Annotated in this window: 11 protein-coding genes and 1 pseudogene; 6 read left to right on the forward strand and 6 right to left on the reverse strand. The window is 49.5% G+C overall.

From position 1 onward, the window contains the following. Nucleotides 1–85: 85 nt before the first annotated feature. Nucleotides 86–1,369, reverse strand: a complete 1,284-nt coding sequence (locus AC5JMP_RS15590) for an MSMEG_0569 family flavin-dependent oxidoreductase (RefSeq protein WP_495852403.1) — start codon at nt 1,367–1,369, stop codon at nt 86–88. A 777-nt stretch (nt 1,370–2,146) separates the two neighbouring features. On the opposite strand from AC5JMP_RS15590, the gene AC5JMP_RS15595 reads away from it, so the two are divergent. Then, nucleotides 2,147–3,157 (forward strand): hypothetical protein, encoded by a 1,011-nt coding sequence (locus tag AC5JMP_RS15595; protein WP_495852404.1) that lies wholly within the window; start codon nt 2,147–2,149, stop codon nt 3,155–3,157. Nucleotides 3,158–3,384: 227 nt separating this feature from the next. Here the strand turns inward: AC5JMP_RS15595 and AC5JMP_RS15600 are convergent, their stop codons facing one another. Next, complete coding sequence (locus tag AC5JMP_RS15600) at nt 3,385–3,705, reverse strand: type II toxin-antitoxin system PemK/MazF family toxin (protein WP_495852405.1); 321 nt, start codon at nt 3,703–3,705, stop codon at nt 3,385–3,387. A 54-nt stretch (nt 3,706–3,759) separates the two neighbouring features. Between AC5JMP_RS15600 and purM the strand changes: the two genes are divergently transcribed. Further along, on the forward strand, nt 3,760–4,791 hold the full coding sequence (gene purM, locus AC5JMP_RS15605) for a phosphoribosylformylglycinamidine cyclo-ligase (RefSeq protein WP_495852406.1): 1,032 nt from the start codon (nt 3,760–3,762) through the stop codon (nt 4,789–4,791). A 45-nt stretch (nt 4,792–4,836) separates the two neighbouring features. Here the strand turns inward: purM and AC5JMP_RS15610 are convergent, their stop codons facing one another. Then, entirely contained in the window at nt 4,837–6,222 is a 1,386-nt protein-coding gene (locus AC5JMP_RS15610; RefSeq protein WP_495852407.1) for a hypothetical protein, read from the reverse strand. A 189-nt stretch (nt 6,223–6,411) separates the two neighbouring features. Here AC5JMP_RS15610 and AC5JMP_RS15615 point away from each other — a divergent pair, with 189 nt between their 5' ends. Next, entirely contained in the window at nt 6,412–7,302 is an 891-nt protein-coding gene (locus AC5JMP_RS15615) for an alpha/beta fold hydrolase (RefSeq protein ID WP_495852413.1), read from the forward strand. A gap of 263 nt (nt 7,303–7,565) precedes the next feature. Next, the gene (locus AC5JMP_RS15620) at nt 7,566–8,342 is read left to right on the forward strand and encodes a PspA/IM30 family protein (RefSeq protein ID WP_495852408.1); all 777 of its coding nucleotides are present in this window, start codon (nt 7,566–7,568) and stop codon (nt 8,340–8,342) included. Nucleotides 8,343–8,475: 133 nt separating this feature from the next. Here AC5JMP_RS15620 and argG read toward each other — a convergent pair whose 3' ends face one another. After that, nucleotides 8,476–9,720 (reverse strand): argininosuccinate synthase, encoded by a 1,245-nt coding sequence (gene argG / locus AC5JMP_RS15625; RefSeq protein WP_495852409.1) that lies wholly within the window; start codon nt 9,718–9,720, stop codon nt 8,476–8,478. A 328-nt stretch (nt 9,721–10,048) separates the two neighbouring features. Between argG and AC5JMP_RS15630 the strand changes: the two genes are divergently transcribed. Together AC5JMP_RS15630 and msrA are read left to right on the forward strand one after the other, a co-directional pair. Beyond that, on the forward strand, nt 10,049–10,480 hold the full coding sequence (locus AC5JMP_RS15630; RefSeq protein ID WP_495852410.1) for a DUF6918 family protein: 432 nt from the start codon (nt 10,049–10,051) through the stop codon (nt 10,478–10,480). A 191-nt stretch (nt 10,481–10,671) separates the two neighbouring features. Next, nucleotides 10,672–11,328 (forward strand): peptide-methionine (S)-S-oxide reductase MsrA, encoded by a 657-nt coding sequence (gene msrA / locus AC5JMP_RS15635; protein ID WP_495852411.1) that lies wholly within the window; start codon nt 10,672–10,674, stop codon nt 11,326–11,328. Nucleotides 11,329–11,486: 158 nt separating this feature from the next. Here msrA and AC5JMP_RS15640 read toward each other — a convergent pair whose 3' ends face one another. Next, a complete protein-coding gene (locus AC5JMP_RS15640; RefSeq protein ID WP_495852412.1) occupies nt 11,487–12,836 on the reverse strand; it encodes a Sll1247 family protein in 1,350 nt (449 codons plus the stop codon). A gap of 223 nt (nt 12,837–13,059) precedes the next feature. Next, nucleotides 13,060–13,383 (reverse strand): annotated as a pseudogene (locus tag AC5JMP_RS15645) (transposase); the annotation flags it as partial. Nucleotides 13,384–13,517: the final 134 nt, after the last annotated feature.

Raw genomic sequence — 13,517 nt, forward strand, 5'->3', positions numbered from 1 at the left:
TTGAGAGTGCATTATTGGAAGATTTTTGTTGTGAGGCGAGCTTCGCTCGCCTCACAACAAAAATCTTTAATTACCGGGTTAATAACTATGACCCCAGCAAAAACTCATTGACGACGTTCCAGGAGTTGGTGTAGGCAACTTTTCTTTTGGCGGCGATCGTGTCGGCTAGGTAAGTCGCATCTCTCGCCACGCCTGAGAATCGCCCTGAACCCCAAGTATAGAGCCAGGGAAGACCTAGAAAGTAAAGTCCGCGTACGCCAGTAACCCCGCGATCGTGACCGGGGTAGCCTCTGCCGTCAAACACGGGCACCTCGACCCAGCTAAAGTCGGATTGGTAGCCTGTGCTCCAGATGATGGCTCCAATATTTGCTTGCTCATAATCCAGCGTCAGCGGCTCTGTTTCAGGCTGCCAAACGGGCTGATAAGGAGATTCCGTAGGTGCCTGAATTTGGTTCTTTTCAATGAAGCCGTCAATGCTCTTCTTAATGTTTTCGGCAACTGCATCCGCCTGATCTAGGTTTTGCTTCAGGTTTGGTGAAAACTCCAGCTGGCTGCCGCTGACCTGCTTCAGCTTGCCGTAAAGCTGCATTCCTTCCAGAGCAAACTGCCGCAGGTCGATCTCGCGTCCGCCGCCTCGTCCGGTAACGTAGTGATTGGTGTTGCTGCGTGCCTTCTCCTTTTGAGGATGGTCATCGATCGACAGGTCATAGTAGCCCATTTGATCGAGCCAGTCCACCACATCTTTGCCGCGATATCGACGGGGCGATCGCGGTGCACCACCGACGCAGAGATGAACCTGCTTTCCGGCAAGGTGTAGATCTTCAGCAATTTGGCAGCCTGACTGTCCTGTGCCCACCACGAGAACGGCTTTGTCGGGAAGCGACTGCGGATTTTTATATTCGGAAGAGTGAAGTTGCACGATCGCTTCAGGAAATCGTGCCGCTAAGGTTGGAAGCTTCGGAGTATGGTAGCCCCCGACTGCAATCACAACCTGATCGGCGGTGAAGTCGCCAATCGAAGTCGCAATTTCAAAAACTCCCTCAGCCTCGTTTTTGCGAACTTTCAGAACTTCAACGCCTTCTTTCAAGGGCGGGTCAAAGGATGCGGCGTAGGCTTCGATGTATTGAACAATTTCATCTCTCTGCATAAAGCCATTGGGATCGGCGCCAGAGTAGTGATACCCCGGTAGCCGACATTGCCAGTTCGGCGTGACGAGACAAAAAGTGTCCCAACGCTTGGAACTCCAGGCATATCCAATCTTGTTTTTTTCAAAAATAATGTGGTCTAGACCTCGCTCTTTCAAGCAATAGCTCATGGATAGACCCGCTTGACCTCCTCCTACAACCGCGACGGAATAATGCATATTCATGGGCTAACCTTTCGTTTGGATGGTGCAGAAAGAAAATGTTGCGATCGCCGCAGACACCATAACTCAAAGCAGCTATGACGTAAAGTGACTGCGACGTATGATTGCGGCGTAAAGTGCATACGACGTAAAGTGCATACGATGTAAGGCTCTAACCCCTGCACCATAGAATTTGAGCATCAGCGCGATCGTATCTCCAGACACAAAACTGAGAAGTCTAATCTTAAAGACAGGCGAAGCTTTAGGGCGATCGATGAGTGGGTTCGCCCAATTTGCTTGACCTGTCTAAATAGACAGGGAGCGTTTTAGCTTTCCAGTGCTGCCTAAACAAGTACTGCCTAAACAAGAGTACCCGCTCGTGGTATTTGAAACTTCTTTGGCATCTATTACCTTATGTTTAAGACCTCATTAATCTGGTCAGGTTTAAGCCTGTTTCTTAATCACAATAGACTCAAAAAGTGAAAATTCTTGAGAGTGTTTGATCCTCCTTAACAAAGAGGGACTTTGAGTTCTGCCCCCCCTTTTAAGGGTTGGGAAATCGAGTGTAAGCTTTGCGATCTGCTGAAGCTAGCTAACAGATATAGCGAATGAAGTCATCAAAGCTCTAGCCCACTTTGCTCACGACATTCGCCACAAAATCTGCTGCAAATATTCGATCGCTTTCATCGATTTCCGGCTTATTTTGGCTGGTTCTAGATTCCCTTACCAATTTCTCAAATCGAAACTCTACATCAAAGCCTGTTTCAACTTTAATTCATCATTGCTCAGGATTTTTTAGCTATGCTGCCTGTCAAATACTTTAAACCGCTTTCTCTAGAGAGTTGGCTACTTTGTGTTGGAATTATGAGCGCGATCGCCTCTCTAATCACGATCGACCAGTACAACATGGCTAAAATAAAAGACTCATATTTGACGAAGCAGTCTAACTCGTCATCCTCTCAGCATTCATCTCATTTAGAACAAGTTTTTAACGAGATTCCAGTCTTGTCTCAGAATATTCGATCTGCTGCTAATCAGCCTGCTGCTAACCAGTCTGCTAATAAGATTTCCACTACCAAAATTGCTGCTCCGGCAGGCTGGAAAGCGGTTCAGGTTTCAGAAGGTGTGACGGCTTATGTTGCAACTCAGACGATCGCAACTCAGACGATCGCAACTCAAAAATCGATCGATCGCCCCCGCTCTGAAGAGTCTGATGAGTTGATTCTGCCTGACTCGTTAGATGGGACGCGATCGCCCTACGTCACCGCGATCGATCTAGCAGATGTGTTGGCAAATCCGATCGCGCCTCAGCGCTATGTTTGGCAGGGGGTATGGCAAGGCGAAGGATACAGCCGAGAGCATGATGCTGACGGCAACTTAGTCTCGCAGCAAGAGGGCGGCAATGATATTCATTTAACACTATCTTATGATGCCGCCATTACCCATGCTCAGGAGCCAAATTTGATTGTGACGATCGAAAGTCAGCAGGACAAAACGGCACAGCTCACCAATTTGTCTGCATTTTTGCTAGATTCTCATGGCAAAACGCTGGCACGCAAAGATTTTTCACAGCTACCGCCTTTGTATCAGGTCAGCCTGACTCACAATGGAATAGCCGCCATTAAGTCTCTGCTGCCGCTAGGAAAGATAACATTTTCCTACCATGTGTCTGCTGCCGAACTGCTACAGCGGTTCCCGATCGAGCTACAAGCCGTCAATCAGTTTGCCGATGAGCGGGCACAAGAAATTGCCAGCCTAGAAGCTCAGGGCTGGCTTGTGAAAGAAGTACCGTCCCTAGATAACCCTGGTTAATCACGTTCAGTAGATCGTAAATTAGGGTTTTGAGGCGCGCGCCACAAAACCCTAAAAGCTGGATTTCCAAGGTGCTCCGAGCCTTGGAAATCCAGCTTTTAGGAAAAATAGGAAGACTTTGCGATTTACTGACGCTATTGAGAACTAATACCGCCTTGAAAGTTTAAACGGGCTTAAATGGCTCTGGAAGCGCAGGTATTGGCAGTTTGGAGGTTGAGGCGATCGCGCTACTCTGCAAACAACTCTGCTAGAATCGCCAGCACTTTCTTTTGAGTAGCTGAGCTAATATGCCCTAAACGCTTGACGAGGCGAGTTTTGTCTACGGTGCGGATTTGGTCTAACACAACCTGCCCCTCTTTTCCCTGAAAGCGACAGGTGACGCGAGTGGGGTAATCTCGTCCTGCGGTGGTCATGGGTGCGACAATCACGGTGGAGATGAAGCGATTCATTTCGTCGGGCGAAATGACCAAACAGGGACGGGTTTTCTGGATTTCGTTACCCACAGTCGGATCAAGATTGACCAAATACACGTCAAAACGCTTGATCATCGTTTTAATTCACTATTTTCATTCATAATACGTCCGATAGATAGAGATAGACCTATGGATTACAAGCAAGCTGGCGTAGATGTGGAAGCAGGGCGCGCCTTCGTCCGAAAAATTCGAGATGCGGTCGAAAGCACCCATCGCCCCGAAGTTTTGGGCAAATTGGGAGGCTTTAGCGGTTTATTTCAGTTGCCTAGCGGCTACCACGAGCCTGTGTTGGTGTCAGGAACCGATGGCGTAGGCACAAAGCTAATGCTGGCTCAGCAGTGCGATCGCCATGACACAGTCGGCATCGATCTGGTCGCCATGTGCGTCAACGACGTACTCACCTCTGGAGCTGAGCCGCTGTTTTTCCTAGATTACTTGGCGACGGGCAAGCTGAATGCCGACCAGCTGGCGCAGGTGGTCACGGGCATTGCTGAGGGCTGTCGGCTGTCGGGCTGTTCTTTGCTGGGCGGCGAAACGGCAGAAATGCCAGGATTTTATCAGCCGGGAGAGTATGATCTGGCGGGCTTCTGTGTCGGCATCGTTGAGAAAAGCCAGATTATAGACGGCACGCGGGTGCAGGTCGGCGATGTGGCGATCGCCCTTGCCAGTCAGGGCATCCACAGCAACGGCTACAGCTTGGTGCGCAAAATTGTGGAAATGTCGGGCAGCGAGTTAAGCGATTGTCCTCCTCAGCTCGGCGGCAGGTCTCTAGGGGAAACCTTGCTTACCCCAACGCAAATTTACGTCAAGCCCGTTTTGGCGGCTCGTCAGGCAGGGTTAGAGATTCACGGTATGGCGCACATCACGGGTGGCGGCTTACCCGAAAATCTGCCCCGATGTCTCGGTATGGATCAATCTATCCAGATAGACGTGCGCTGCTGGACAACGCCGCCGATTTTTACATGGCTGGCAGAGCAGGGGAACGTCAGCCCCTTGGAGATGTTCAACACGTTCAATATGGGCGTAGGCTTTGTCCTGATTGTGCCGCCGGATCAAATTGACCCAACGATCGCTTTCTTTGAGTCCCAGAATTTGGCGGCTGGAGCGATCGGTGAAGTGATCGCAGGTTCAGGGGAGCTGATTTTGAACGGCTTAACTTAGAGCGTCAATTGCATCAAGAGCGTTCTAGAACCGAAATCGCCGAGCCTACTCAAGCTGTTCGCTTTGCTTGACGTAATTGATTTTGACTTCTTCTAGCAGGGCGATCGCCAAAGTCTGAATTTCATCGATCGCCCTGTTCTTCTGGATCTCGGTTTGGAATGCTGTGCCCAAGTGAGTTATCAGCCGAGCAAACAGCTTTGCGCCCACCTCGTCCTCCAAGGCAGACTTGAGCGCCTGCTGAGTATTTTGGGTGGCATCAGTGACGATCTGTTGGGTGATGCGGCTAGAGATTTGACTGGCTCCAGGAAAGTGTTGCAGTCCGGCGTAGAGGGGCGAGGTGTTGAGAATGCGGGTCAGGATATGCTGCATCATTGCATCCAGGTCAGGTTTGACTTGCGGCAACACCTGATCGACCATCAAGGTGGTCAAATGCTTGGCGATCGCCTCCCCTTCATTAATGCCGTTGAGATCAATGTATTTCCTGCCGCCCTGCGGATTGATCAGCCAACGCGCGATCGCACCCTGCCGCAGCAGCTCTTGCACCTGATCCATGACTTGCAGCACCACGGCTTCGGTAATCTCTGTGGCAAAGGCAGAGACGAACCCATGACTCACGCTGGTATTGAGCGAATTTAAGTTGATCAGCCTTGCTTGATGAAATCGAGTGATCACAGGAATGATGCGCAGCCACCGCCAAAACGGCAGCAGCAGCAGCAGGTCATACCAGCGCCACACCAGTGCATCAAGCCAGGTTGTTCTCCCTCTAATTCTTCTACGACGGCTGAGGTAGAAGGTTCTTGCCAAAAGCTCTAAGGCGAACAGAGCGATAAATCCAATGTCAATCAGCCAAAAGCGATCGATCGGCTCCCCCGTCTCGTCAATGCCGCGATAGTAGTTGGTGGCTATCAAGGGGGAAATGCGGCTGTCAAAGAAGGCGATCGCCTCGTTCCAGCCTGTCTGCCTCAGATATTCTGGACTCCAAAAGACGGCAAAGGCTTGTTTAGAAGAATCGATATTGACTTGATCGCGCATCCGGCGCTTAATTCGCTCCAGCGTGCCCGACTTTCCAGATCCCTCAAACGGATTTTCGTCCACCATTTCGGCGCTGAGCGATCGCAGGCTCGTTAGCAGCACCTCGCTCTCGGAAGATTGTAGCCCCGTAGCAGCCACCTGATTTTCTAGTCTTTGCACCGTTCTCAGATAGGTTTCAGTTGAGCGGTGGGGTTCAATGCCTTTCAGATTTTCTCCATACCAAACTGTAAATTGAGGCAGCTGCCGCAAGTAGAAATCTCGCCAGGGAATGTAGCTGAGGTCAAACAACACCAGCAGCAGATTGAGCAGGACAACGATCGCCATGATCCGCTCAAACCAAAGGCTCGATCGGCTGGGTCGAGTTGGGCGCTGCAAATTCCTAGAAGATTGAGAGAGCATAAGAAATTGAGAAACGGCTAACCGGGCGCTGCTGATTTTAGTTTTGGTGAGAGAAGGGCGCTCTGCGCCCTTCTCTCACCAAAACTCATCCCCGATTAAGCCATGTCGCTCATCGCTTTGCGCTAGGATACTCAACATTACTTCACAAATACCCTCACGCTGTAACCTCACGCTAGAGATATATTGGCTATGCAAACGGCGATCGCCCCGACGACAGCAGACTACTGGCAGTGGCAAGGTCACTCTATCTATTACGTTAAAGCAGGACGGCAGACCGACCGACCGCCTTTGCTGTTGGTGCATGGCTTTGGCGCATCGACCGATCACTGGAAGAAAAATATTGCCGGATTGAGTCAAGACTTTGAGGTGTGGGCGATCGATTTGTTGGGCTTTGGGCGATCGGCTAAAGCAGATGTTCAGTACAGCGGCGATCTGTGGCGCGACCAGCTCCAAGATTTTATTGCTCAAGTGATTGGACGACCTGCGGTACTTGCCGGAAACTCTCTAGGCGGCTACGCCTCGCTTTGCTTAGCGGCGCAGGGTTCATCGGCCGCAGGTCTAATTTTGCTCAACTGTGCCGGGTCGTTTACCCCCTCAGCGCCAGAGCCAGAGCCAAATCCCCTACGCAAGGCAATGTTTGAAGCAGTGCGATCGCTGATTCTTTTCCCCTTACCTAGCTGGCTGCTGTTTCAGTATGTGCGGCAAAAATCTATGATTCGCCAGACGTTGGAACGCGTCTACCTAGATCAGAGTGCTGTCACAGATGAGCTGGTGGAGGATATCTATCGCCCCTCCTGCGATCCGGGCGCGTCCACGGTTTTTGCGTCTGTCTTCAAATCTCCTCAAGGCGGCGAAAAAAATGATGTGCTGCTGCAACAGATGACCTGTCCTCTGCTGATGCTGTGGGGAGATGGCGATCCCTGGATGAATGCGCGATCGCGTGGCGCTGTGTTTCGGCAGTTTTACCCTCAGTTGACGGAGCATTACCTGCAAGCCGGACATTGTCCCCATGACGAAGTGCCCGATCAGGTGAATCAGCTGATCCGAGATTGGGTTTTGCAGATTGAGACCGATCGCTAGTCTTCAGGTCGTGAGTATTTAGAAGACCTAGGGCGATCGAAGACTCATCTGCCTATTACGCAGACCTGTCAAGCCCAACTACAATAAAGGCAGAGCTGAAGCCATTGCCGTAAACTTAATTCCTAGTTTCTGGAGTTGGCGCTAGAGATGTGCTAAGAAGTTGACAAGAGATCCCTGTTGCAGCTCGTCTGAGCAGGCTTAAAGTTAATTCCTCCGAGTTTCTGGCTACTTATCTTGTACACGCCGAAAGGAAAAACAGAGTCATGGGACTATTTGATCGCGTAAGCCGAGTGGTTCGGGCAAACCTCAATTCTGCCGTTAGCGCTGCTGAAGATCCTGAAAAGATTCTTGAACAGGCAATCATTGACATGCAGGAAGACCTGGTGCAGTTGCGTATGGCTGTAGCCACAGCGATCGCCAGCCAAAAGCGGATGCAGCAGCAGCACAACCAGGCACAGTCTGAAGCCAACAACTGGGAGCAGCGGGCACGTCTGGCGCTGCAAAAAAGCGACGAAACCCTAGCCCGCGAGGCGCTAAATCGCAAAAAGGTGCAATCTGAAACTGCCGGGGCACTCAAGGCTCAGCTCGATCAGCAGAGCGGCACCGTAGACACTCTCAAGCGCAACCTCATCGCTTTAGAAGGCAAGATTTCTGAAGCGAAAACGAAGAAAGATATGCTCAAAGCTAGAGCGCAAGCCGCAAAAGCAACTGAGCAGCTTCAAAAAACCGTGGGCAACCTGGGGACTGGCAGCGCCATGTCGGCATTCGAGCGCATGGAAGATAAGGTTCTGCAAATGGAAGCCCGCTCTGAGGCAGCAGCAGAACTGGCTGGAGCCGATCTAGAGAGCCAGTTTGCGCAGCTAGAATCTGGCAGCAATGTAGATGATGAACTAGAAGCCATGAAGGCTCAGCTCTTGACTGGTTCTACCCAGCAAGCTCAGCTGCCTGCCCAGCAGACTGCTGCGCCAGCAAATGCGCCCAAGGACGCAGCGGTAGATGCCGAACTAGAGGCTTTGAAAACTCAGCTAGATCAGCTCTAAAACCTTGAGGAGCAATAAAAAAGGGGCGCACTGCGCCCCTTTTTTATTGAACTATTGGTGGGGACGCTTTGCGCCCCCACCAAAAATGTCCCCGCCCTAACCGCCTTGGCGGTTGCCATACCTTTGCGTTGCCCTAGGTATCCATTGTAACTTGACCGCTAGTGGCCAAAACCCGCGCACTAACTCCAAATACCCGTAGCAAGCCCTCAGAATCGGCATGGCTATAGTCGCCCACACCTTCCATAGAGGCATTTTCCTCAGAGTAGAGCGAGTGAGGAGCGTGATCAGCCGAGACAAAAGAAATTGTACCCTTGTAGAGGGAAACACTGATCGTCCCACTCGCTAGCCGCGCCGTTTTTTCAATGGCTTGCAGCGCCATCTGGGTCGCTAGATCGTACCAATAGCCTTGATAGATTTGTTTGGCAATTAGCAGCGAAAGCTGGTCGTAGAACTCACGGGCACGGCGATCGAGAATTAATTGCAGCAGCAAGGCATAGCAAGTACCCAGTATCTCTACCCCCGGACTCTCATAGACTCCGCGCGATTTAATGCCGACAAAACGGTTTTCTACGAGGTGCGTTCCAATGCCAATGCCGAGTTTACCGCCGATCGCATTCGCCTCAACAAGCGCCTCCAGCAAACTCACAGGCTTGCCATTGACCTTCACCGGGCAACCCTGCTCAAAGGTGACGGTAAATTCTTCGGCTACATCAGGCGCATCTTGGGGATAGCAGCCCATAATTGGCTTGACGAAGTGCGCCGGGGTCGTCAGGGCTTCCAGCATCCCCGATTCGTGGGTTAGCCCCAGCAGGTTTGCGTCCGTAGAATAGGGCTTGTCCTTAGAAGCAGTGATCGAAAGCCCTTTCTCCTGGCAAAAGTCAATCATTTCGCTGCGACCTGGAAACCGAGCCAGAAACGACTCATCGCGCCAAGGAGCATACACCTCAAACTCAGGTGCCAGCATATTGGTGATGAGCTGAAACCGCACCTGATCATTGCCGCGCCCTGTGGCTCCGTGGCTAAAAACGGTGAGTCCGCGCTTCTGCATCTCCTGAACCATCGCCTTGGTCAGCACGCATCGGGCAATACCTGTCGTATTCCAATAGCGCCCCTCATAGCAGGCTTGGGCTTGAATCACCTGTAACCCGATCGCCGCGATCGCCTCTTTGCAGGGCAGCAGCACAAAATCGATCGCTCCAGCTTGCAGCATTCGCTGACGTATTGCCTCAGTATCATCTTCGTCAGGCTGCCCCAAGTCGGCGGTAAAGCACACCACCTGAACACCCTGATCGGCAAGCCACCGGGTAATCGTGCAGCTGTCTAAGCCGCCTGAACCCGCGAAGGCAATCGTTTTTCCTTTCAAATCTTGTGCTTTCATACGAAGTATTCCTTCCTGCGGACGCAGCCTTTGAGGGGATAAACTGTAATTTTGAATCCATAACTCTGGAACTGGGTAGCGACTGTATCTCGCTGGCACCAAACCGGAGGTCTTATTATCTAGCTAAACCTCATTAAAATCCTGTCTGAATTTGTACAGATTGAGAAGTGGGGTGTAGTGTACTCAGACAAACTCAGAAACTGTAGACCATAAAGAAAAATTTATACTCTTGTTAAGTAATGTCGAAAAATAGAGTCAAAGACTTGAATATCAGCGAAGCTTGCTAATAATCAGGAATTACCACAAGTCAATCTTGAGAAGAATTAGTATGGCACTCCGTGATAAAGCTCGTGATGAAGCAACCCAAGTCAGCTTGGCAAAAGACTGTGCCAAATTGATCGACGAGCAGGTTGCTGCGAAAGGCGGAATTTCTGGACTGGCGCTAAAGGCGGCCTATGGCGTTGTCAAAGGCATTGAACCTAGCTACGTTTCAGGTGCGATTCAAAGGCTTTTGCCAGAAGCCTTAACTGCGCTTGACCCTATGTGGGATGAAGGCATTCAGTCAGGCGATCCTGTGCAACACTTAACGCAAAATCGCTCCCGCACAGCCGATATGCTGCTCAGCATCACAGATACCAAGATTGAAAAGTCAAAGAATGGCATCATCCGCTCTTCCTATGGCAAGTTCCGTAAATCAGTCAAAAGTGATGTAGAAGAAGCCGTTCCAGGCTTAGCTAAAATCTTAGACACTTACGCCTAAATCCATTAGTTTTCAAAAGATAGTGATTTTAGGGGGTGTGGGCAAAGTCCGCACCCCCTAAAAATCATTGGGAAAATACTATTGCCTTAAACTTGACAAGCGACTTTCTTAAGTTAAGCTCAGCCTGCTCTCATACTCCGTTGTGACCCTACGTTATCATGAAGAAAATAAGCTGAAAGTAGGGTCACAACATGGCGATATTTGGTCTTGGCAAGAAGTCTTCGATGCCCACGCCGGACAAAGCGCTACCGGGTAGAACAGAGGCGATCGCTGTTCCCGCTAAACATTTTGTCAACGGCAATCCGCTCAAACCTCCTTTTCCCGCAGGTATGGAGCAGGTTGTTGTCGGTCTGGGCTGCTTTTGGGGCGCAGAGCGGAAATTTTGGCAGCAGCCCGGAGTCTTCACCACTGCGGTAGGCTACGCGGCAGGAATTACCCCTAACCCGACCTATCAGGAAGTTTGTAGCGGGATGACGGGTCATAATGAAGTTGTGCTGGTGGTATTCGATCCCAAGGTCGTCAGCTACGAAGCTCTGCTAAAGGTATTCTGGGAAAGCCACGATCCTACCCAAGGAATGCGGCAGGGCAACGATGCGGGAACCCAGTATCGATCGGGGATCTATGCCTATTCAGAGGCGCAGAAAGCGATCGCTGAAGCCTCCCGCGAAGCCTATCAGCAGGCTCTCTCTGCAGCAGGCTATGGCAAGATTACGACTGAAATTCTGGATGCTCCTGAGTTCTACTATGCTGAGGCGTACCATCAGCAGTATTTGGCGAAAAATCCAAATGGCTATTGTGGGTTGGGTGGCACGAAGGTCTGTTTGCCCGAAGTCTCTCCAGTTCAATAAGTTCCTTTAGCTCGGCAGTTTGTAAGATTCGCATCCTGCACTTCAAAGGTCAGGATGTGAATCAAAAAATGGCAAAGGTATTGAGGTAAAGATTTTTAGTGGCGTGGGCTTTGCCCACGCCACTAAAAATCTTTACCTCTTAAGGACTAAACAAAAAATTAAGTTTTCTGGCGAGCTTGCGAAAAGATTCGATAAGTTTCCGCACCTGCTCTGGAAGATTCAGGGGTAGCAGCATTCATCATTACCAAGTTATATTCAACGTTCTCTGTGAAGATAGTCAGGGTGACATTGAAGACCTCAAAAAAGTGAATGACCCACTGACAGTCTTCCTCAGAATATTTTTCGTAGTAGCGAATTAAATCAGCAATCCGTATTTCCAGGTGCGTTCGAGCGTAAGGACAAATTAGGATCAGCTTTAGCAGAATCATTACGAGAGCGATCGGACTACCTAACGAGAGTAGTTTTCCAAACAGTGGGGAAGGAGACTCAGAGGTTTCAAGGGTGAGAGAATCGATCAAGCGATTAGCAGTTCTCAGCAGCAGCGCCCTGTCTGCAATATTCTCGTTATGGTCAGTGTAGAGATTTCGCAGCGTCTCGGAGAGATGCTTCCTGAGCAATCCGGTAATCTCCTGATTTTCTACAGAAAACAGCAGGTATTCCAATAGACTTTGTTTAAACGCAAAATACGGTAGGTTACTGCTTTGATCTAGAAAAATATTGGCAAGATTGGGATAACTAAAAAATCCTCGTCTGGCAATGACTCGCTTAATCAGGCGCAGAGCTTCATCGCCCAAGCCCGTTGGATTTTTGAGCGATCGCCCTCCTCTAGAAACTCCTGAGCCACACTGCGACAAGGCTGTGTACATTGCCAGATCAAACTTAAATTTTTCCTTCAGTTTTCTAGAGAGATGGTGAGCAGCTTGCCGTTGCTCAATGGGGTTATCTAAGTTGGTATATTGAGTAACTAATAAATAGGATGCATAGCGTTCTGCCCAATGCCGTTTTTCATAATCTTCATAGCGTGCCGCAAATAGTTTTAGCTCTTGAAAATCCGGGCTGTTGACGAAGTTACGCAGCCATTCTCTGAGCCGTTTTAAGGTTGGAGAAATAGTAGGTTTATATAAGATTGTGTCTGAGAATAAATGAATTAATTCACGGATAGATTTATAGTTGCGCTTAATCTCCCAATTGTTGATGAGAATATAGCACGATCGCTTTAATGTGTTTCTAAACTCTGATTCTTGATTAGAAAAAGCAATCTCAAATAAGTAGGGAAGCGCACCCAAGCTAGTTGTATCTGTGTGGTGAATAAATAGCCCTCTGAACTCCGTTAGGATATCTTCAGGTGAATAAGTTCTGACAACTTCTAGTAAAAGTTGATAAATAGCTTCCTGTGCTTTTTGTACACCGATTTTCAGCTGATTCTTTTGCACCCGATTTACCTGTAGCCGATCGGGTGCCGCTAAAGGCTGCAACGGATGCTGAATTTTTGGCTTATCCCCAATCATGATGACACTCGCAATAAATACCCTGAGCTGAGAGCATCAGGAATGTGAGCCAAAGCCTCATAAATTATCTACGTGTAAATACGTATATAATTTATGAGTTCTATTAATTTTAGCTACATAAACTTCTCTCAGATCTTCGCTTAAAAGAACTTCATCGTTTCTTCGCGATCGCTCTAGAACTGTGAGGATAATATCTTTGATACCAAGAGAAACCGTAATGGCTCTATAGCTGTTTCGGGGAGATCGGCAGTAAAGTTTCTAACAGCACTCCCAGCAACGCTTTTCCCCGTTTTCTAGCATTGTGGACAAACTCAAAAAAGCCCAGGTAGAGCGGCAATTTCTCCTGCGAGATGCCCCGATGAGGACGCAGCCAGGAACGCAACAGTGACCAAAATCCTTCCATAGTGTTGATATGTACCTCACAAAATCCGTCTTGGTCGTCGTCACGAGCCTATTCTCCAGAGCCATGACAAACGGTTTCATGCTCATAGCCCCATGCCTTCAGCGAATTGTAGATGCTATGCTCATCGGTGTAGACGGTTGCTCCTTTACTAGAGTTGTTGGGAAATAAAAGCAGCTTTGGGACGAGGTTTTCCAATTTCCTTGGCCAATTTATGCTGCATCCAGATATGGTACTACGAGAGCGGGTTAGGACGTTATTATAGGAGTCAGAGAAGCGTT

The sequence above is a fragment of the Drouetiella sp. genome (genome assembly GCF_059504425.1).

Bases quoted from the DNA above. Each gene is read 5' to 3' on its own strand.
- AC5JMP_RS15590 (WP_495852403.1), bottom strand. From the start codon at position 1,369: ATGAATATGCATTATTCCGTCGCGGTTGTAGGAGGAGGTCAAGCGGGT.
- AC5JMP_RS15595 (WP_495852404.1), top strand. From the start codon at position 2,147: ATGCTGCCTGTCAAATACTTTAAACCGCTTTCTCTAGAGAGTTGGCTA.
- AC5JMP_RS15600 (WP_495852405.1), bottom strand. From the start codon at position 3,705: ATGATCAAGCGTTTTGACGTGTATTTGGTCAATCTTGATCCGACTGTG.
- purM (WP_495852406.1), top strand. From the start codon at position 3,760: ATGGATTACAAGCAAGCTGGCGTAGATGTGGAAGCAGGGCGCGCCTTC.
- AC5JMP_RS15610 (WP_495852407.1), bottom strand. From the start codon at position 6,222: ATGCTCTCTCAATCTTCTAGGAATTTGCAGCGCCCAACTCGACCCAGC.
- AC5JMP_RS15615 (WP_495852413.1), top strand. From the start codon at position 6,412: ATGCAAACGGCGATCGCCCCGACGACAGCAGACTACTGGCAGTGGCAA.
- AC5JMP_RS15620 (WP_495852408.1), top strand. From the start codon at position 7,566: ATGGGACTATTTGATCGCGTAAGCCGAGTGGTTCGGGCAAACCTCAAT.
- argG (WP_495852409.1), bottom strand. From the start codon at position 9,720: ATGAAAGCACAAGATTTGAAAGGAAAAACGATTGCCTTCGCGGGTTCA.
- AC5JMP_RS15630 (WP_495852410.1), top strand. From the start codon at position 10,049: ATGGCACTCCGTGATAAAGCTCGTGATGAAGCAACCCAAGTCAGCTTG.
- msrA (WP_495852411.1), top strand. From the start codon at position 10,672: ATGGCGATATTTGGTCTTGGCAAGAAGTCTTCGATGCCCACGCCGGAC.
- AC5JMP_RS15640 (WP_495852412.1), bottom strand. From the start codon at position 12,836: ATGATTGGGGATAAGCCAAAAATTCAGCATCCGTTGCAGCCTTTAGCG.